The following is a 20274-nucleotide window of genomic DNA, read 5'->3' on the forward strand; positions in this document are numbered from 1 at the left end:
ACCCATGTCGAATCAAGCCTAACGCCATCAGGAAGCAACCATGAAGAAAGCCCTGGCCTTGCGCCATGTCTCATTTGAAAACCTGGGACAGTTGGAACCGCTGCTGACGAAGCGCGGTTTCGATGTCAGCTATTTCGAAGTCGGCGTCGATTCGTTCTCGGCCATCTCGCCGCTCGACGCGGATCTGGTGGTGGTGCTGGGCGGGCCGATCGCGGTATACGAGGTGGAAGCCTATCCCTACCTGCGCGCCGAAATCGCCTGGCTGCGCGGGCGTCTGCTGGACGATCTGCCGACACTGGGAATCTGCCTCGGCGCGCAACTGATGGCGGCAGCCTTGCATGCGCGCGTTTATCCGGGCGCATCGGGCAAGGAAATCGGCTGGGGATCGCTACAACCGGGCGAACATGCCGACGCGCTGCCCTGCATTGATGAGTTGATCGGCGAGGATACCCGCGTGCTGCATTGGCACGGCGATACCTTCGACCTGCCGACGGGCGCCAAGCACCTGGCCGCAACCGACCGCTATCGCAACCAGGCGTTTTCGTGGGGACGCAATTGCCTGGCGCTGCAGTTCCATCCTGAATTCGACGTGCGCATGGTGGAGCAATGGCTGATCGGCCATGCTCATGAAATTGCCCACTCCCGGGAAGCCAGCCTGGCTGCCTTGCGCTCCGGTACGCACGAATACGGAAACCACTTCCAGCAAGCCGCGCGCGCTTTCTGGAACGGCTGGCTCGCCAGCATCGCCGCTGTCGCGGCAGAACCTGCTACAGCGGACCAGCCCTAAATCTTCCCCTCCAGCACCTGTTGCACCACGTCCGGCAGTTCATCAAGGTAATCCTGCGACTTGGGCAACACACGCGCGATGCCGCATCGCTGTGCTTCGCGCAAATGATCCTCGTCGGAAAAGCCGCTGCACATCACGGCAGGAATGGTCATGTCCTGCTCACACAACTCTTTGTAGAAATCCAGGCCGCTCATGTTTTCATCCAACTGATAATCGATCACCAGCAAGTCGAAAGCGCCGTCATGCAAGAGGCTGCGCGCCTGCGCGATGCTGCCGGCGCTGCTGACCTTGTAGCCGCGCTTTTCCAGACGACGGCGCGCCAGCATACGGAGGCCTTCATCATCGTCAACGATCAAAATGGCAGGTTCCGATACGCTCATATAACGCTACGCACCATGGACGGCACTTTGATGATCTGCAAGAAGAAACCGAGACGGCGCACGGCTTCGATAAAGGCATCGTATTCCACCGGCTTGGTGATGTAGAGATTGCAGCCGTACTCATAACAGCGCTCGATTTCCCTGGGATCATCGGTGGTGGTCAGCATGATGACGGGGATGCTCGACGTGGCTTCGTTTTCCTTCATGCGCTTGAGAACCTCGACCCCGCTCACGCGCGGCATGTTGACGTCGAGCAGCACCACCAGGGATTCAAACCGTTGCTGCACAGGCGCGCCGGTGGCGTTGAAAAAATAATCCAGCGCCTCCTGACCGTCCTTGAGACGCAGGAAACCGTTCGACAAACCAGCCCGACGCAGGTTTTTTTCCACCAGCAAGGCATGGCCGTCATCATCTTCGACAAGCACGATGCCCACTTCTTCTTTATCAGCCATGTGTCTTTTCTCCTTAAGCCAGTTGTCCCTCGGCCTGTTCGGCCGGCCGTATCGGCAGGGAGGTGTAGAACGTGGTGCCGACGCCTTCGGTCGACTCCACCCAGATCTTGCCGCCATGACGCATCACGATGCGTTTGATCAGGGCAAGGCCGACGCCTTCTCCCTGGGCGACATCGGCATGCAGGCGGTTGAACGCGGAGAACATCTTGCCCAGATAATCAGCCGGGATGCCCAGGCCGTTGTCCTTGACATAATAGGTGCGAAAACCCGGCTGGCCGGGGTCCGGGGGCAACGCACCGATTTCTACCGTACCAGGCCGTCTGGCATCAAGATAATTGATGGCATTGCCGATCAGGTTGCCGAAAATCTGCTCGATCGCAGTCGGGTCGCCGTAGCACGGCGGCAATGGCTGCGACACCACCAGCGCCTGGCGTTCCCTGATGGTATTACTCATGGCATCGATCACGCGCCCGACGACGTCGTCGACGTTGGTCAACTGTGGCTGATACTCGACGCGGCCGACGCGCGACAGCCGCAGCATGGAATCGATGATCGACGCCGAGCGCGTGACGGCGGTGCGGATGAATTTCAGCGAGACTTCCACGTCGTCCTCGATCAGGTCATGGATGCGCTGCTTGTCATTGTCGCTGAGATCGCTTGCCGAAATGGTGTCATGCAATTCGCGAATGGCGTGATGCAACTCCTTGCTGAAACCCTGCAGATTGACCAGCGGCGAGCGCAGGTCATGCGACACGCTGTAGATAAACATCTCATTGTCCTGCGTCTGGCGCTGCAAATCTTCATTGAGTGAGGTCAGCTCGCGCGCGTGCCGCTCCAGATCTTCCCGATACTGGCGCGCATTTTCCTCGGCCTGCTTCAGACGGGCGCTGCTTTCGTGCAATACCTTGTCGAGTTCGGAAATCTCGTCGTTGCCGCCGACGCGTTCGGCCAGCACGCCGCCTTCGCTGAGCTTATGCGCATTGCCGGTCAGCACGGAAAGACGGCCGCCGACGTCCCTGCTGAAAATCCGCGCGGCCGCGGCCGCTGCCAGAATCGATCCGATCAGAGCAACGATCAGTGCAATGTTCTGCAGCTTGCGCGCCTCCGCCACTTGCAGTTGACGCTCCTGATCCAGCCCGTCCTCGACTTTCATGAAATCCCGCAGTTGCCGCTGGATCACCTGAATCAGGAAGACTGCCTTCGGATCGCGCAAGCCCGCAATCAATTCATCGCGCTTGCCGTTCCTGAGCAAATCGCTCTGGATATCGGTCCATTGACGGTATTGCTCCACCGAAGCGCGAATCCGATCGACTGCCTGCGATTGCTGCGGATTGTCGACCACCAGATCGCGCAGTTCGCCGATTTCCTTTTCGATGCTGTCCCACAGGTCGCTCTTGCCGAGCTCTGAAGGGTTGCTGAGGATGATCGCCGCGCGCAGGCGGGCCGACTGCAGCAGCACCGGCTCGCGCACCTCCGTCGCCTGGATGATGACATTCTTGCTATGCAGGGACCACATCTCCGCCTGCCTCGCGTTTTCCTGACTCGTATAGAGTATCCCCAACAAACCCAGTTCGAATGCGCCGGGAATCGCAACCAGCAGCAGGCCTTTTTTGAATAGCTTCATAAACGGCTTCTCTCTCCGGAAAAACACGTCAGCAATGAATCGGCACGTCCCCTGATGGGCGGTTTGTCCCCTTGCCCATCTTCTTTTTCTTGATGGATTCTCGCGAGGATTTGCAAAGAATGAATCCCGCATCTTGCATAGACGTTACCGAAAGTTACGTCTATGCCAACAACGTTATTTATGGGCAATCGTCTCACAAACGATTTCAAACCGCCATGTATTTTTCTGGCGACGGGAAGGAAGGAAACAGTCTCTGCCGAAAGGAGGAAAGTTAGAACTCATTTCACGCCTATTGATGGAATGCGTTCTAAAAATGGCAGAAAGACAATACCGCCGCGTAGGCGGCGGGTATTGTCGTCAATCAGGCCGCACGCATGGTTTTGTGCGCTGCATAACGCTCATGCCATGACAGGGCCTCGGCCAGAATATGCGGCGTATGACCGCCGGCGCCGCTACAGGCGCGTGCGAAATAATCGCGCAACGGCTGGCGATAATCGGGATGAACGCAATGTTCGATGATCAGCGGCGCGCGCTCGCGCGGCGCCAGCCCGCGCAGATCGGCCAAGCCGAATTCGGTGACCAGCACGTCGACGTCGTGCTCGGTGTGATCGACGTGCGACACCATCGGCACCACGCTGGAAATATCGCCGTCCTTGGCGATTGCCTTGGTGACGAAAATCGAAATCTGGCCGTTGCGCGCAAAGTCGCCCGAACCGCCGATACCGTTCATCATATGGGTGCCGCCGACATGGGTCGAGTTGACGTTGCCGTAGATGTCGAATTCCAGCGCCGTATTCAACGCGATAATGCCGAGTCGGCGCACCAGCTCGGGATGGTTGCTGATCTCTTGCGGACGCAGCACGATGCGCGAACGATAGAAGTCGATGTCGCGCATGAATTTTTCATTCATGGCCGACGACAGCGTGATCGACGACGCCGAGGCGCAAACCAGTTGGCCTGAGTCGAGCAACTCGATGGCGCTGTCCTGCAGCACTTCCGAAAACATCGTCAGATTGCGGAACGAGGATTTCGTCAGGCCATGCAGCACCGCGTTGGCAATAGTGCCGATGCCGGCCTGCAGCGGCGCCAGGTCCGGTCCCATGCGCCCTGCGGCTACTTCGCCTTCGAGAAAAGCAATCACGTGGCCGGCGATAGCATTGGTTTCGGCGTCGGGCGGCAATACGCTGGAAGGACTGTCGGGAGTGTCGGTAACGACGATGGCCGCGATACGCGCCGGATCGACCGGAATTGCCGCGACGCCGATGCGCTGTTCAGGCGCGGTCAACGGAATCGGAAGCCGTCCCGGCCGGTCCTGCGGCAAATAGATATCGTGCAGGCCGGCCAGCGCCATCGGCACGCTGGTGTTGATCTCCACAATGACCTGCCGGGCCTGTTGGACGAAGCTGGCCGAGTTGCCCACCGACATGGTCGGAATGATGCCCTCGGCGGTGATGGCGATGGCTTCGATGACGGCGATGTCGACCGGCGCCGGCATGCCGGACCGCAACTGCTCGGCGGTTTCCGACAAGTGCTGGTCGATGAACATGACTTCGCCGGCATTGATTTTCTTGCGCAGCACGCTGTCCACCTGGAACGGCAGGCGGCGCGCCAGCAGTCCGGCTGCGGCCATCAGTCCGTCGCTGTCGTTGCCCAGCGATGCGCCGGTGATGACGGTGAAACGCAATTCTTCGGTTTTGGCGCGCTCGACCAGCGCGCGCGGGATGGCTTTGGCGTCGCCGGCGCGGGTAAAGCCGCTCATGCCGATAGTCATGCCGGTGTGAAAAAGACGGGCTGCCTCGGTAGCCGACATGACTTTATCGGCCAGCGCGGGCTGGATACGTTCGGAATGCATCAGGTTCTCCTACTCGTTTTTGGAAAGACAGAATGGATTTCTGCCATCTTTTTTGATCGAGTATAGAATCGGCAAATCATGCCCTGTATGATTTAAACTACTTCTTTTCAGTCGTTTTTCGCATACTTCTTTTCATCCCTCCGATATCCATGGACATCCGCACCCTGCGTTACTTTTCGGAAACTGTCAGGCTCAACAGCTTCAGCCGCGCCGCCGACATCCTGCATGTGACGCAATCGACCGTCAGCAAGATGGTGCGCCAGCTTGAGGAAGAAATCGGCACGCCGCTGCTGATTCGCTCCGGCCGCAATCTGCAACTGACGGACACCGGACGCATCGTGTACGAGCAGGCGCAACAGATTCTCGGCAACGTCCAGCGCCTTCATGCCGAGGTCGACAATACCAGGAACCTGCGCCAGGGCCATCTGGAAATCGGCATCCCGCCGATGGTCAACATCCTGTGCACGCCGGTGCTCAAAGCCTTTCGCGAACGCCATCCCGACATCGCCATCACGCTGACGGAAGATACCGGCCCGCAAATCGAGCAACGCGTTGCCGCCGGCACGCTGGAAATCGGCATGACGGTCTTGCCGGTCGCCCCCGAACTGGAACTGAACGTCACGCCGGTGGCGCGCTATCCGATCTGGGCAGTGGCGCAGACCGGACGTTTCCGGAAAAACCTGCAGACCCTGCCCTGCAAGGCGCTCGGCGGCATGCCGCTGGTCTTGCTGAACAATGAATTCGGCCTCACGCGCGCGCTGCGCAACATGTTCCGCAACGCCGGCATCGAACCGGAAATCGTCGCCCAGAGCGGCCAGTGGGACTGGCTGGTGGCGATGGCGCTGGCCGGCATGGGCGTGGCGCTGCTGCCCGAGCCTTTCATCCACCGCCTCGCCACCGATCAGTTGCAATCGGTGCGGCTGGCCGAACCGGAAGTCCAGTGGCAAGTCGCCTACGTCACGCGCGGCGGCTACCTGTCGCATGCTGCACGCGCCTGGCTGGCGCTGAGCGAAGAACTGTTTGCCGGCGGCAAGGCCGGGGCGCCCATGCCGGCATGAAAATTTCGACTGGATGAGCGCCATGTAAGTCATACCGGCACTGACAGGCTGTTTCTATACTGCCACATTGACGCCTCTTCGGTTTCCGCCATCCGCCAGCATGCCCCCGCTCCCCCTTTTCGCTTCTACCGTCCGGCGCTGGGCCGCCAGCTATCCCTTGCGCAACGCCAGCCTGTCGGAAGGCCTGCGCGCCGCCTTCGGTGCCGGCACCATGATTTTGCTGGGCGAGTGGCTGCATAATCCCCTGTTTTCATGGGCCGCCATCGGCGCCTTCCTGACCTGCCTGGCCGACAGCGCCGGCTCGAATCGCGCACGGCTGGCTTCGATGGGCGGCTTTGCCGTGGCGTCGACGCTGGGCGGCATGTTCGCCGCCACCTTGTCGGGCGCAGGCATGACGGCCGGCTTGCTGGCGATCATGTGCATCGCCTGCATCGCCGGCTTCGCGCGCATCTATGGCGCGGCAACCGGCCTGGTGCTGATGCTGGCAGCGGGCGTCTCGGCCATCCTGGCCGATTTCCCCATCGTTGCACTGCCCTTGCAGCAAAACCATGTGCTGATCTATTTTTCCGGCTGTGCCTGGGCCACGCTGCTGGGACTAACTGTGTGGCGCATCCATCCGTTCGCACCCGCGCGCAGCGCTGTTGCGCGCGTCTACGGCTCGCTGGCCGAGCTTGCCCGCCTGGGCGGCGATACGGGTCAGAGCGGCGCCACGGAAGAAAGCGCCGCCCAGACGCGCCGTCATGCGCGCGCCGACATCGCCGCTGCGCGTGCGACGCTCATGGCGGTGGCGGCGGACCGCGCCGACGCCCGGCAGTTGTACGAAAACCTGTTGATCAAGCTGGCGCGCGCCGATTCGCTGCTCGATTGCATCACGGCGCTCGGCGACCTGAATCTGTCGCCCTACGAAAGCCCGGATTCGCGCAGACGCATCTCGCGCATCCTGAAAGCCATGGCCCTGCTGCTTGAGGAAATCCAGCGCGGCATGGCGAACGCATCCGGCAAGGATGAAGGCGACAGCGCCGAAGATGCACGCGCCGTCCTGCGCCTGTTGCAACTGGTCGGACGCATGCCGCCGAAAGCAGCGCAACTGCTGCAACTTCCCGATCTGCATGACAGCAATGGCCTGTCCGTGCTGGCGGACTGGAAGCGCGCGGCGCGGCCTGACGTACCGCCGGCGTCGCTGAAGCAAGGCGCAATGGAATTGCTGCGCATCGCCGGCCTGCACCTGAGCGCCGGCTCCGCCGAAGTCCGGCATGGCTTGCGCTGCGCCGCGGCAGCCGGCGCGGTGTACCTGATCGTCCATGTGTTCGACCTGCCGTTCGGCTACTGGGCCACCATGGCCACCATGCTGGTCATGCAACCGTCGATTGCCGACAGTTGGACGCGCAGCATGGAACGCGCCATCGGCAGCGTCGTCGGCGGCTTGCTGGCGGTGGTGCTGTGCATGTTCATCCACTCGCCGCTGGTGCTGGCGCTGCTGGTGTTTCCGTTGTCGGCGCTGTCGATGGGATTGCGTCCGGTCAGCTACGGGCTGTATGCCACCTTTCTGACGCCGGTATTCGTCCTGATCGCCGATGTTGCCGGCGATCCGCAACAACAGTTGAGCAATGCACTGCTGCGCGCCGGCAACAACGTGATCGGCGCCGTGGCCGCCATTGCCGCCACCTACCTGCTGTGGCCGCGCCGGCAACCCGTCAATCTGCATCGCAGCCTGTCGGACATGATCCTGGTCAATCTTGCCTACCTGCGCAGCGCGCTGCAGTCGGCGCCGGACGCAGGGGAAATGCGGACGCGCCGACGCGAAGCCTGCGTGGCGAATATCGAAAGCGGCCTGTTGCTGCAAAGGATGCTGCGCGAACAGGGCATGAATGATCGCCTGATCCAGCGCGCGCGCACCAGCGTCGCCCTCTCGCGCCGGCTGGCGGGTGCGGCCACGCATATCTGGCTGAATGCAAGGATGGGAGAGGCAGACCATACCGACGCCGAACTCGATCGCTGGCTGCAACGCATGAGTGAACTGTTCGGGCGCCGCCTGACTGCCGCGACATCATGCACCGCGCTGTTGCAGCAACGACCGGCAATGCACGGTCCGGCACAGGCGGATGTGGTGGAAACCGTGTGCCTGCTGGCAGCGGCGATGTATCCGGACTTGCACCTGCGGTAAAAGCGACGCGCCGGACTTTGCCTATTTCGCCGATTGTTCCTGCAGTTGCGTCATCACTTCACGCGTAGGCGGCAAGGTTTGCACCGTGATCTTGACCATGACGCCCCATTCAGCCCAGTCGCGTACTACGCGATCGCAAATGGCGACCACATGGTCGACTTCTCCGCCCAAAGGCGGACCGGCGTCGAGCAAAGCCTGCAGCGCAGGCAAACGCGCCTCCTCGGAGGCGACGCAATAGTCGGCGATCGCAGCGGCGACATGCAGCATTTCTGCCAGCCGCAATTGACGCGACTCGCCATCGAAACTCGACTGCGATGGCAACTCGTGATGCAGGACCGCTTCGCAAAACAGGCGCGGAATATCCCAGTCCTGCATCATCGCCGCGGCCAGATCGAGATGTGTATAACCGAACGCCGCCGTCTCGGCGGCCGGCAATTCCCTGATGTCGACATGTGCGGCCAGTACCTTGGAATAAGCGTCCGGCCGCGCCGACGCCAGCCCCAGGCTGCCGATATTGGCGAGCAGGCCGCTGGCGAACATCTCGCTCGGCGGCGCTTCTCCGTAGTATTCCGCCAGCGCCTGCGCGGCACAGGCCATGGCCACGGTGCGCGCCCAGAAACGGCCGTAATCGAAACCGGCGCAGCCGCCATCGCGACGCTCGGCCGTCAGTGAAATCGCCAGCGCCAGTTGGCGCACGGCGTCCAGGCCGATCATCAGCAGCACGTCCTTACTGATGGCGATGATCGGACGGCCCTTGTTGACGGAGGCGCCGTTGCCGATCTTGATGATGCGGCCCGCCAGCACAGGATCGGCCTGGATCTGCATGACCAGATCAGGCAACGAAACCTCTTCCTGGCGGCACATGCGCATGATGTTGAGACGAACACCGCTGGGCGACGGCAGGGCGTCGTCCTGTTTCAACGCTTCGAAATCGGTAGGATCAATGAAATTGGACATGGAAGGGAAATGTTCTGGATGGCAACTATAACGGTCTTTGATTTCTTTTATTCCAGTTCGATTTCGCGATGTTAGCAGCTATCGGATTGCTTCAGCCAGAAGTCTTGCGCAGCGCCGTCGTCAGACCTGCAGCGCACGCGCATCGCGGCGGCGATGCAGCGATGCACACCACAGCACGCCGCTCACCAGGCAGACGATCGCCAGCACTTCAAGCCGGCTCGGCCAGCGCCGGTCCCACAAGAAACCGTAGAGCAGCGCAAACAGGGTTTCGAAGATGATCATCTGCCCCGTCAGCGTCAGCGGCAACAGGCGGCTGGCACGGTTCCAGAACGCATTGCCGACCACCGACGCAAAAATCGCCACCGTCGCCGCGACCGCCCAGAAGCGCAGCCAGTCGGCGCCGTCATGTCCTGCCATGCCATGCGAGAACGCCGGAATCACCAGCAGCAGCGCCAGCGCGCCGGTGACGATGCCGGTCAGCAATGACCAATCGTGCGACGAGATATCGGGACGGCGCGCCAGCCAGCGGCTGTTGCGCACCGAATAGACCGACCATGACGCCAGCGCGCCGAAGGCGCACAGCAAGCCTGCCGCGCGCGTGGCCAGGTCGCTTGCGCCGGTCTCGGTCGACAAGGCATGCACGCCGACCAGGCCGACGCCGAACAGACACAAGGCCAGCGGCGGCATCAATGCCGACAGCTTCATCGCCCCCTCGTCGCGCGCGCCGACCAGCGTCACCACCACGGGCAGGAGGCCGATGATCAGCGATGTCGATGCACCGCCCGCCCATTGCACGGCGCTGGCGAGAAAAACGTAATACAGGATGTTGCCGAGCAGGCTCAGATACACCAATGCGCCCCATTCGGCGCGCCCCAGACGCGGCGCCACCGCACGCCAGCGCGCCGCCAGCAGCAACGCCGCCACGGCGCCGTACGCCAGGTAGCGCGCCGCCGACAATTGCAGCGCGCTGAAATTGCCCAGCACCTGCGGCGCCAGGAACACCAGTCCCCAGAACGCTCCCGCCGTCACGCCGTTGCCCACGCCCACCAGAATATTGCTTTTCATGTGCCACCTCGTTTCACCATGCCTGGGAGGATAGTGAAACGTCCGGCGCGCGTCTTGACTGCGTCTCGCAAAAAATGGGCCGAGGCTATTGATGTAAAACCAGGGCGCTATTACCGATGCTGGCGACGATAGGCTGCCGGCGTCATGCCGGTGGTGCGGCGCATCGCGCGCGTGAGAGCGCTCTGATCGGAATAACCGGCGCGCAAGGCCAGTTCGGCCAACGGCAGATCCGAACCGGCCAGCGCATCCTGCACGAAGCGCACGCGCAAGTCGGACAGCCACTCCTGCGGCGTGCGACCGAGTTCGGCCTTGAACAAGGCATGCAAGCGGCTGACGCTGAGATTGGCGACGCGCGCCATGCGGGCTGCGGTCCACGCCTGTCCCGGCGCCGCTTCGATACGCAGGAGCAAGGGCTGCAAACGCGACTGCCGCTGCGGCGACGCGGTCAATGCCGCAAGCAGCAGCGGCGAGCAGTGGCGGATGACGGATTCCGGCAAGGCATGTCCGGCCGCGCCGTCAACGCGGCTCAGGTCGATGAATTCGACCAGCCGCCGCACCGCAGCCGGAATCGGCAAGAAAGTCTGGATGCGCAGGCGTTCAGCGGCGTCGTCGCCGATGTCGGCAAGCTTACAGTCGAGAATCAGGAAACGATTGGGACCTTGCGCCGATTGCGCATGGCCTATGTCGGGCGCGACGAATGCGGCACGCGTGAGATCGAGCCTACTGCCGCGTCCGCCGACCTCGATCTCCATCTCGCCTTGCATGGGCAAGACGATCTGCACATGGTCATGATGATGCAGCGGGCCATCGGCGCCATAAGTGCGCAATGTCAGAAGTTGCGGTGTATCCATAGCATTATTTTACGCCGCCCGCACAGCCTCTTCCGGTTTGCGCAGGGCATGCGATGCGAGACGCTGTGACAATTTGCCGCACCTGTCGCAGCGAGGATTTTTTTATAATTCGGCTTCGCTCTTCCATCGCCCCCTCATGCAAAACCAAGCCAACAACCCGCGCCGACCGGCGTCCGGACTATCCAATCTGCAAGTCGCTGCAATCCTGCTCGTCGTCGGCGCGTGCCTGATCAGTGCGGCCTGGGTCTTTGCAAAAGACATCGGCCGCATCCCTCTTCCCGTTTCGCTCTGGGACATCTGCACAACGCCGGCGCCGACGCCGGACAAACCTGCATCTCAGCCACTGCCAACCGGCGATGGCCTAGGAAAGTAGCCATTTCTTTGCGACAACGCTTTGTCGCCATCGCGTTTTCCGGACATCCGATTGATTCCTTAACGACTGCCTATCCGGGATTCATCCGATTGGATGACAAATATCTCATCCAATTGAGCGAAATCCTTGTCAGCAGCAGCTACTGTCACCATGATGAGAGCAACAGATCAAGTACCTCACTTGATCGAGGATAAGAACTTGGCGTTTTTAAAGAGAGGTGTGATCAGCTCCGACATCATAGACCCCATCTAAGGCTTCAAAATTTCTGGAAGCATCCAAATACCTATCTTCCAGATCACCGCTCACAGCAATGCCCTTGCGCCCAAGGATTTTCTTCCAGGCCTTGAAGGCGCCTCGCGCCGGAATGGTTTCTGAAACAACGCTACTGAACAAAGCGGGTCCATCGGTCTCGGAGCGAATTTTCATATACCTATAAAACCTGTCGCTCTGCTTATCCTTGCTCTTGCTATGATCAAAATATGGTCTGTTCTTAATCTCATTCCGATTTCCTTGAAATTTTTTATAGGACTCATTCGATAGCTTATCAAGCGTAGGATTTTTCTTTGATGAACCAAAAAAGCTATTATTGTATTCAAAACCCAAGCCCTCAAATGGCGGAAATACCACTACATCACCATTTTTTATCTTTCCAATATCAAGAGGCCCCATTAAAACATCATCCATATCCGAATAGATTCCACCTTCGTGGTAAATCATTCGATAGCGCAACACATTTGTTGCCCCTGCATAGTTCAGATTATCCCTCTCAAGATAAAATTTATACTGGTCAAAATATTTTTCTGATTGGAATTTATTGAAAAAATTCTCTGACTTCAACTCAACTACTTTTAAACCATCATCAATAAGAGGTTTTAATATCGCCATTGTCTTTTCGTGTGCCACAGGATCAGAAATATCGAGATGCAGCCGCAGCTCAAACTTCGAAGATCCTGCCTGTACCAGGGTGCGCCGCAGCTTTTGAATATTGGCTTCACTTATCGCCCTATCTCCAATCCATATTTTATGAATCACTCTAGGCGGTTCTTGGGAATTGTAGAATCTAGGTACGGGATATTTGGGAATAGGAGGAACTTCTCTGCCAAGGCCAAATTGCTCAAGCGCGTCGGCGCGCATTTGTGTAGTGGCAGGCTTGAGAAGGCTATCCCCAGCCGTGTATTCTTTCCATATCTCAGGCGTTGAATCAATTGCTGGAGAAAACACGAACTCTTTCCCCCCAGACTTAATTCCGCCAAGCCCGTCGGCTTCAACCCATCGACATATTGTCAAATCAAATACCACATCAATAGGCTTGGATGCATCAGGCAATTTCAGTCGATAAAAATTTTCACCGTTGACATGAAGTGATGACAACTGCGATGAGCCTAAACCAATATCATGCCTGGGCGGCGCCCCACCCAGTAATTTTGGCTCCACCATCCTCCATTTCCCATTGACCCTCTGTATGGTCAGCGTGCTGGAACCACCTGGTGGAAGTATGGCAAAAGTCCGACCATCCACATTTTTAATTGTATTTATCCGAACAGCCATGTCATCGATGAAAACATACTGCTTCCCATTGATGGTGTAAACATCATCGATACTCTTGACCTGAGCATTGCCGGGAAAAATATTTGGATCATGAAATCCTTTTAGAGAATTTTCCCGGTCGCCAACGAACATTTCAGGATATCTAAGATCATCTGAAAGTTCCTGGATATCCTGCTGCGTAAGCTTCTTTGCCTCCAGTAATTTATCGTTATTGCTCTCTTGTTTTGAGAATGCCAAGAGATTGGTTTCTCCGTCATCTCGTGCCTCATTGAGTAATTTCTTTAACAAGTCATCTGCATCTCCTACGACATCTTCTGGAAGATCGATTTTGGCAAACATTTCATATAATTTATCTTCCGCTTCCTTATTCTGCGCTTTTAAAATAGTCAGAATTTTTGCACGCTTGCCAGCCTCATTCAATTCCGGGGAATTGTTAATTAATTTTATCTTCGTGCGAAGGTCGCCGACTAACTCGTCCACTACATGAGAACCTTGGCGTGCAGCCTCCTGAAGAGGTTCTGGAATCTCCAGCAAACGCTCTACAGGATCAGACATGATCCGGGTCATTCCTTGCTGCTTAACGAGATCCGGGTCAAGATGAATTACTTTCATCAGTACGTTGGTTTTATCTGCACCATGTTTAGCGACTAAATCATCATAGTCTTTCTTGGAGGCGACAAGTTTCCTGTTATCTTTATGTTTATTCATAGGAAAGCCACCCAACAGCAGTTCCAATCCCGACTCGATCGCAAGCACCAGGCCCTTCGTCCTATCTGCCGGCCTATCTTGCATCAGATATTGCCGCACCCCACCCCCAAGCCCGGGGGTAGCTGTAGAAACCCCAATACCCACCGATAGCCAAGGAGGGATTACCTTAAACAAAAGCAGAGTCAATATTCCAGCATACTGTGTTACGTCAGACACAATACGGGTTCTCACGTTGGATTCATACTCATCGTGAGAGAACATGGATACTTTTACGGCCGACTCGACGTAACGCTGAAACATATCAGCCATTCTCAAAAACGGATTATTCTTGATATCGCGGCTGCGAGCGCTTTTTTGATTTATTTCGTATATGTCAGACCGGACAAGCTTGGTCTCATACGTCCAGCCATCCTCGCTAACGTCACGCCAATGCATAGCGCCGGGCAATCTCTTTAAGTGATAGTCGGCGCCTCTTTTATGAGTGTAGAACCCGTCTCTGGTGAAGAAGAAGTACGAGTCATCTATCCGGTCTTCCGCTTTAAATCGCGCCAGAAAATTGTTCCTGGGTTCGGTATGTATTGTTATTGAATGGATATATTCCTTGAAGGACTGCATATTCTTGAATATATAAAATGCGCGATTTTTGTAATTTTTTTGCGGCATCATATATAGGACAACAACACTATCCGTTTTTCGATAGACAATAAGAGCATCTAAAACGTCATACTCGTAGACATCGAGCGTTTCTATGTGAAGCGATTTGTCATTTTTTGACTCAGGATCAAGAACGGCAGAAGCAAGATCGTAAGCTTCCGAACCCATGTTCTTGGCTTCGCGGAGCAGTCTGAGTGCATAGATCTCTTTCAATCTATGCGCATGCTCCTCTTTTTTACCTGCAAAAAAGAAATCCTCTATCGCTTTAAGAGCTTTCTTTTGAACATCCACTTTTCTAAATTCACGATAAAAATCAATGAACTTAATTCGCTTTCCCCTGGAATCCTGAATGCGATTTTTGGAGTCAAATATCGCTGGTGAATCGGCCCCCGTCCAGGTATATATGCCTACATTGAAATACGGGGCCAGGATACTAAAGTTGTTAAGCCTGTAAATGGTTTCGGCAATGCCGTTATCTCCTGATGGGAAATTCCCAATAGCCAGACGATCCATTCTGATCACGCTATAGACTTCTGATTTCTCATATAAATTATCTCCGTCGGCTTGACGTCGTTCCCCCTCTACTATTGAAAAAGGTGCTCCTAATTTTGAATCCGCCTTCGTATGCACATATCTTTCAAAAAATACGATGTATGTTTCACTTGCATTACCGCGGAAACCAAACTTTTGAAGAAGCAGATCCTCCATCGCTGTACTCGCAATCTCATTCACATCTGGAAGTGAAACCAGAAATTTCAGTGAAGCATCTGCTGCATTTCTCCACATTCCTGCCAAGGAAAGCTGCAGAGAATCCCCCACAAGATCGTTAATCCGTGAAAGAGTAAAATCGTCGTCCGGTTTTTGTTTTACTCCTATCTGTTCGAATAATTCTTGGTCCTCTTTCGTCAGCGAATCTGGAAGAACACCGAGCGTCGGCGGTTCCCAGGCACGCGCATCGTTGGTCTCCTGCCACCGGCCATACCCGGCCATTTGTGTTTTAATTCCGCCCTCAATCATTTCTACCAAGGCGGCATCGCCAGCGTAAAAAAGCGACACCTTGGACGATTTTCCTTTAAAACGAATAGCACCTACCGTTTGGTCTTTCAAACTTCCTTTATCGTCAATATTCGATTCATTTATTTTCGATTTTGCGTCAGCAATCAATTCAATTTCAGTCCCTGCCATTAATGGCAAAGTAATGTCCATCACCTCATAATTCCTGGGATTCTCTCCTTCCCATTTAGGAAAGATCAACGCGGCATCTTTTGGAGGAGATTTGACAATAACTGCTCCGGCATAATCGTTATCAGGTATCTTATAAGTCGCGCTATCGATGGATTCATTGATTTCTCCGCCCAGTGTTTCAAGGGCCCAGCATGCAGGAGAATCCACGCAAGCCGCAACCTCGGAAAAGCCAAAGCGCCCCCCTATCGCATACCGCTCAAACAACGGATCGGATGCCTCGTACTTTTTCACTTCTTCCGTCGTATCTTCCTCCGTTGCCGTGCCCGCAGCCAAAGGCGTCTTCGTAATCTGACGCTCCGCCGGAACCGGTTGCTCTTCCGGGCCAGTTGTGCCGGCAACGTCAAATTTCGGAAGTAAGTCTCTCAGAGTGAGTAGTGGCAGCGAAAGCACCAGTCATTCGCGATTTAGAGACACCACTCAATGGCGCTTGAATACACCAACCTATTGCTAGATGCTCACCTCGTTCGACGAAATTAGTAGTTCTTCATTTGTTAGCGCCACCAAGTGGAGATTTTGAAGCACCGCCTAGTGGCGAACTGCGCCATTTGGCCTGCGTATTGGGCCGATTTGAACGCGGATAGATAGTCGATACGCTGACCGTTTAACGATGTCTCGTGCCAGGAAGAACCTGAAGCTACCCCATCCGCTTTACTGACTCTAGGTTAAGGTATGACTCAATTCGACGTATCAACGCCTGAAGGCCAATAAGAGAACGCCACCAGCGACCATCGCAATACCCGACCAATCGCGCAGTGATGGCCGCTCTCCCAAGAATGTGAACGCGAAAACGGCTACCAAAACAAGGCTGAGTTTGTCCACCGGCGCCACCTTGGATGCGTCACCTATCTTGAGTGCCCGGAAATAACATACCCAAGACGCGCCAGTGGCCAGGCCGGACAAGCCAAGGAACAACCAGGTCTTAGACGAAAGCTCGAGAGGATTGGACCACTTGCCCGTATAAGCCACAAACACTGAGAGTACGATAATGATGATTGCCGTTCGGATCAAGGTGGCCAGATCGGAGTCGACGCCCTGAATACCAATTTTTGCAAAAATGGCCGTCAGCGCCGCAAAAATGGCAGACAGAACTGCCCAATAGAACCAGCCGTTTGGTATCGCCATACATATTCCTTAAAATGGTTTTGCGAGCGGGACGAGCACACATACACAAAGGCCGGAATGCATCACTTCGTTTGAGAACCCTAGTTGAATCTCAGCGCCGATCCTATCTGCGATTGTCTTGACGATGGAAAGGCCCAGACCTGATCCGACTTGATCACTCCCAATGGTGCGATAGAACGGATCAAATACTCTGTCACGTTCGATGACTTGAATACCCGGCCCTGAGTCTTGGATTTTTAGTATTGCGCGACCATCTTCCGTGGTCACCGATAGATCTACCTTGCCGCCATCCGGCGTGTAGCGAATCGCGTTGTCAACTAAATTTTTGACTACAGCAATTATGTCCAACTCGTTGCACCAGATTGAGGAGTCTTGCTCTCCTTCGATACCAATGTCGATATGCTTGGCATTTGCCAATGGTAGGAGGTCCTCCAAGACTTGGCGATAGATTTGTAGTATCGAAACCGACGACTTGGGCCGGTCGAGCGGAGCCTGAGCCGTGGCCAAAGTCAAAAGTTGTTCCTGTAGATTCCGGCCGCGCTCGATGCCTCGGCGTAGTGTTCTGAGACGTTCCCTTGCAAGGTCGGACATATCCGCTTGGGCCAGTCGCTCCGCTTGCAACGACAAGGCTGTCAACGGGGATCGGAGTTCATGAGCTGCATCCGCGACAAACCTGCGCTGTGCTTCCATCGATTGATCAACTCGGGAAAGCAGACGGTTAATCGCCACTACAAACGGGCGTACTTCAGTAGGAAGATAACTTTCCTCGATTGGATGCAATTCCTGTTCGGCGCGCTGGTCAATTTCGGCCGACAACGAAGCGATAGGCTTGAACATCTTACGCACCATGTCAGCCACGATTAAAAGCAGGATGGGCATCAAGATAAGAAATGGTAACAAGGTGCGCAATGCACTGTCGCGTGCAATTTCATCGCGAACGCCGGTTTCTTGCGCCACTGCAATTCGCTCGCCACTGAGCGTTGTTTTGACCAACACGCGGAACGGTTCGCCGGTGACTTCAAGTGTATGTAGGCCATCGGCTAATGTGATTGGTAGTGGCAGCGGTGCTCCCGTATCCGCATTCTTCGCCATTTTGCGGCCATCTACTAGATACTGAACGATGACACGTGATTCTTCGTCGCTGTCTTTGTCGCGGCCATCATCCCCAGGATGAGCAGGCGGGACGGATTGCCGATCAAACAGTACGGCAACTTGGCGTAGCGTGTCGTCTTGCAACTCGTGAGCTTCATCGAATGCGAATACGAAGGAGAAGATACCCGCGACCACTGCAATGACCAAAATGGTCAGCGATAGCGAAAATGACAGTTTGAGCTGTACTGATTCGTTCAATCGTCTTTTGAAACCATCCATCCAGCGCCCCTAACGTTCTTGATGACTTGGCTGCCTAGCTTGCGACGCAGTGCATGAATCAGGAATTCAACAGCGTTGCTCTCGACTTCTTCGCCCCATCCGTAGATACGGTCTTCCAAAGCACTGCGAGAAAGAATAGCGCCTGGGCGTACTAACAAGGCTTGCAACAAGGCGAACTCTCGATTGGAGAGTTGCAGAGGTTCACTGTTGTTGACCTCTACCTCTCGCGTTGCCTGATCGAGTGACACAACGCCATTGGTGAGTATAGGCGTTGCATTTCCTCCTTTGCGTCGCAGCACGGCCCGCATACGTGCCAGTAGTTCGGCCATCTCAAAGGGTTTTAGTAAATAATCATCGGCCCCGCCATCTAGGCCGCGCAGTCGATCATCTAGGCCATCGCGGGCAGTGATGATGAGCAGCGGGACCGGATTATCTTTGGCGCGAATGCTGGTCAGCACCTCCAGTCCATCCTTACCGGGAAGGCCTAGATCAAGCAGTACCAAATCATAGTGCTGACAACTTAGCGTTGTGAGCGCGGTTTGGCCGTTTTTTACCCAGTCCGCAGCGTAAGAAGCGTCTTTTAACGCCCCTTGAATAGCTTCACCGATCATAGCGTCATCTTCGACCAGCAATACTCGCATTCTTCCTCCTGCCGTTATTGCCGCATCCCCGGCTCTATATGCATTCGAACTGTCAAGGTAGCATTGAAGTAAGGATGCCATCTTTCAGTTTGATGTGATGATATATAGCAGCTAAAGCATGAATTCCCGCTAACCATATGATGAGATCGCCAAGAAACTTGTGTACGTCGCCCCAATCGGCAAGGCCGGAAAAATAAGAGTTTGCGATGAAAGACATGTCGTTAATCCGAAAACCTCCTAGCAACGTCAAAGGATGAGCCTCCGTTCCCAGAGCCAGTAGAGCAGAAAGCGGTAACGCAAAAAGTAAACACCACAACACAAAATGCATTAGTCGGGATAGAAGACGCATCCATGTCGCCATTTGAAACCTGGGGGCATCTGGACGTACTGCAACCCAAACCAAGCGTAGGGATGTTAGTGTAAAGACGGTGAGGCCTAAGGTCTCATGCCAAACGATGTCATTTCGTGTACCTGGGTCGATACCGTTATGCAGTAATCGACCAAAGTCACCAGGTCCCAAAACGAACGCTATGACAACAGTGATTGCCGTAATCCAATGAAAAGCTTTGCTTAATTTGTCGTATTGATCAGCATTATTTTTCTTCAAGTTGTCACTCCATTTAAAAGTTTCTAGCCGCTAAATATGCGCGACATTATCAATGCGCAGTTCTAGCTGCACGCTGCTTAAAGAGTAAGATAGCTGTGAGCATGAAAGCCAAAAGCGCCGCCGATGCTGAATAACGACTCAGCGCGAGCCCGCCAGCGCTCAGGGGCTTGTCTAGAAAGTCACCTACCACTGCACCGAGAGGACGGGTCAAAATGAATGCAGCCCAAAAAAGCAGGGTCCGCGACACATTTGTCCAATAGTAGGCCGCAACGACCAAAGCCAACAACGCGCCGAACACAATGGCGGCACCTGTGTAACCCAACCCGGCCGTATCCGCTGTCCAATCTCCAAGTGCTGTTCCCAAAGTCTGAGAAAACATGATTGTTACCCAATAGAACATCTCGGCTTTCGGTGAATTGACAGTATTTATCGAAATTGATCCAAGCGATCGATACCAAATAAACAGAGATCCGAACAACAAAACTGTAAGTAAGGTCGTACCTCCAGTGTATCCAATGCCAAGGGATCGGTCTGCAAAATCGGCCAGCGTTGTACCGACCGTGGTGGTTGCAATGATCGTCATCCAGTAAAGAAAGGGATGAAATGCCTTAGCCTTGATTTGTGCCAATACTGCTGCCAAAAAGATGATCGCGAAAATGGCTGTGCCAATCAAGTAGCCTAGATTCATGGACATCGAGACGGCATCGCCCCCAGTTTCGCCAAGTGTGGTGGCTGCAATTTTAATGACCCAAAAAACGAGGGTCACTTCAGGGACTTTGCTCAAGACTTTTTCTGCTGAATTATTCATATTGTTT

At 55.5% G+C, this 20274-nt stretch carries 17 protein-coding genes; 4 read left to right on the forward strand and 13 right to left on the reverse strand.

What is annotated here, in order from left to right; all coding sequences use genetic code 11:
- Window positions 1-40 precede the first annotated feature (40 nt).
- On the forward strand, window positions 41-787 hold the full coding sequence (locus tag RV1423_RS12350; protein ID WP_034296900.1) for a glutamine amidotransferase: 747 nt from the start codon (window positions 41-43) through the stop codon (window positions 785-787).
- Here RV1423_RS12350 and RV1423_RS12355 read toward each other — a convergent pair.
- From RV1423_RS12355 to RV1423_RS12370, 4 genes are all read right to left on the reverse strand, one after another.
- Window positions 784-1167 carry a response regulator gene (locus tag RV1423_RS12355; RefSeq protein WP_034296902.1) on the reverse strand — a complete coding sequence of 128 codons (384 nt, stop codon included), beginning with the start codon at window positions 1165-1167 and terminating at the stop codon, window positions 784-786. The genes RV1423_RS12350 and RV1423_RS12355 overlap by 4 nt on opposite strands.
- On the reverse strand, window positions 1164-1619 hold the full coding sequence (locus RV1423_RS12360) for a response regulator (RefSeq protein ID WP_034296904.1): 456 nt from the start codon (window positions 1617-1619) through the stop codon (window positions 1164-1166). The genes RV1423_RS12355 and RV1423_RS12360 overlap by 4 nt, the downstream gene beginning before the upstream one ends.
- Before the next feature lie 13 nt (window positions 1620-1632).
- A complete protein-coding gene (locus tag RV1423_RS12365) occupies window positions 1633-3243 on the reverse strand; it encodes an ATP-binding protein (protein ID WP_034296906.1) in 1611 nt (536 codons plus the stop codon).
- 361 nt (window positions 3244-3604) lie between these two features.
- Entirely contained in the window at window positions 3605-5095 is a 1491-nt protein-coding gene (locus RV1423_RS12370) for a succinate CoA transferase (RefSeq protein ID WP_034296907.1), read from the reverse strand.
- A gap of 149 nt (window positions 5096-5244) precedes the next feature.
- On the opposite strand from RV1423_RS12370, the gene RV1423_RS12375 reads away from it, so the two are divergent.
- The gene (locus RV1423_RS12375; protein ID WP_197034931.1) at window positions 5245-6153 is read left to right on the forward strand and encodes a LysR family transcriptional regulator; all 909 of its coding nucleotides are present in this window, start codon (window positions 5245-5247) and stop codon (window positions 6151-6153) included.
- 100 nt (window positions 6154-6253) lie between these two features.
- Window positions 6254-8317: an FUSC family protein gene (locus RV1423_RS12380; protein WP_051516654.1), complete on the forward strand. Its 2064-nt coding sequence runs from the start codon at window positions 6254-6256 to the stop codon at window positions 8315-8317.
- Window positions 8318-8338: 21 nt separating this feature from the next.
- Here RV1423_RS12380 and RV1423_RS12385 read toward each other — a convergent pair whose 3' ends face one another.
- The 3 genes from RV1423_RS12385 to RV1423_RS12395 form a co-directional block, all read right to left on the reverse strand.
- Entirely contained in the window at window positions 8339-9274 is a 936-nt protein-coding gene (locus RV1423_RS12385; protein WP_034296912.1) for an HDOD domain-containing protein, read from the reverse strand.
- 120 nt (window positions 9275-9394) lie between these two features.
- On the reverse strand, window positions 9395-10339 hold the full coding sequence (locus RV1423_RS12390; protein WP_034296913.1) for a DMT family transporter: 945 nt from the start codon (window positions 10337-10339) through the stop codon (window positions 9395-9397).
- A gap of 110 nt (window positions 10340-10449) precedes the next feature.
- Window positions 10450-11190 carry an AraC family transcriptional regulator gene (locus RV1423_RS12395; RefSeq protein WP_034296915.1) on the reverse strand — a complete coding sequence of 247 codons (741 nt, stop codon included), beginning with the start codon at window positions 11188-11190 and terminating at the stop codon, window positions 10450-10452.
- A gap of 136 nt (window positions 11191-11326) precedes the next feature.
- Between RV1423_RS12395 and RV1423_RS12400 the strand changes: the two genes are divergently transcribed.
- Complete coding sequence (locus tag RV1423_RS12400) at window positions 11327-11563, forward strand: hypothetical protein (protein ID WP_034296917.1); 237 nt, start codon at window positions 11327-11329, stop codon at window positions 11561-11563.
- Between the two features lie 207 nt (window positions 11564-11770).
- Here the strand turns inward: RV1423_RS12400 and RV1423_RS12405 are convergent, their stop codons facing one another.
- From RV1423_RS12405 to RV1423_RS12430, 6 genes are all read right to left on the reverse strand, one after another.
- Window positions 11771-16108 carry a dermonecrotic toxin domain-containing protein gene (locus tag RV1423_RS12405; RefSeq protein ID WP_034296919.1) on the reverse strand — a complete coding sequence of 1446 codons (4338 nt, stop codon included), beginning with the start codon at window positions 16106-16108 and terminating at the stop codon, window positions 11771-11773.
- A gap of 297 nt (window positions 16109-16405) precedes the next feature.
- The gene (locus tag RV1423_RS12410; RefSeq protein WP_034296921.1) at window positions 16406-16840 is read right to left on the reverse strand and encodes an EamA family transporter; all 435 of its coding nucleotides are present in this window, start codon (window positions 16838-16840) and stop codon (window positions 16406-16408) included.
- Between the two features lie 9 nt (window positions 16841-16849).
- On the reverse strand, window positions 16850-18211 hold the full coding sequence (locus RV1423_RS12415; RefSeq protein WP_034296923.1) for an ATP-binding protein: 1362 nt from the start codon (window positions 18209-18211) through the stop codon (window positions 16850-16852).
- Entirely contained in the window at window positions 18187-18852 is a 666-nt protein-coding gene (locus RV1423_RS12420; RefSeq protein ID WP_034296925.1) for a response regulator transcription factor, read from the reverse strand. Before RV1423_RS12420 ends, RV1423_RS12415 begins: the two co-directional genes overlap by 25 nt.
- A gap of 52 nt (window positions 18853-18904) precedes the next feature.
- Window positions 18905-19459: a cytochrome b gene (locus tag RV1423_RS12425; RefSeq protein WP_034296928.1), complete on the reverse strand. Its 555-nt coding sequence runs from the start codon at window positions 19457-19459 to the stop codon at window positions 18905-18907.
- A gap of 49 nt (window positions 19460-19508) precedes the next feature.
- Entirely contained in the window at window positions 19509-20267 is a 759-nt protein-coding gene (locus tag RV1423_RS12430) for a membrane protein (RefSeq protein ID WP_034296930.1), read from the reverse strand.
- Window positions 20268-20274 lie beyond the last annotated feature (7 nt).

Origin of the sequence: Herbaspirillum sp. RV1423 (assembly GCF_000577615.1) — a bacterium.
GTDB lineage: Bacteria > Pseudomonadota > Gammaproteobacteria > Burkholderiales > Burkholderiaceae_D > Herbaspirillum.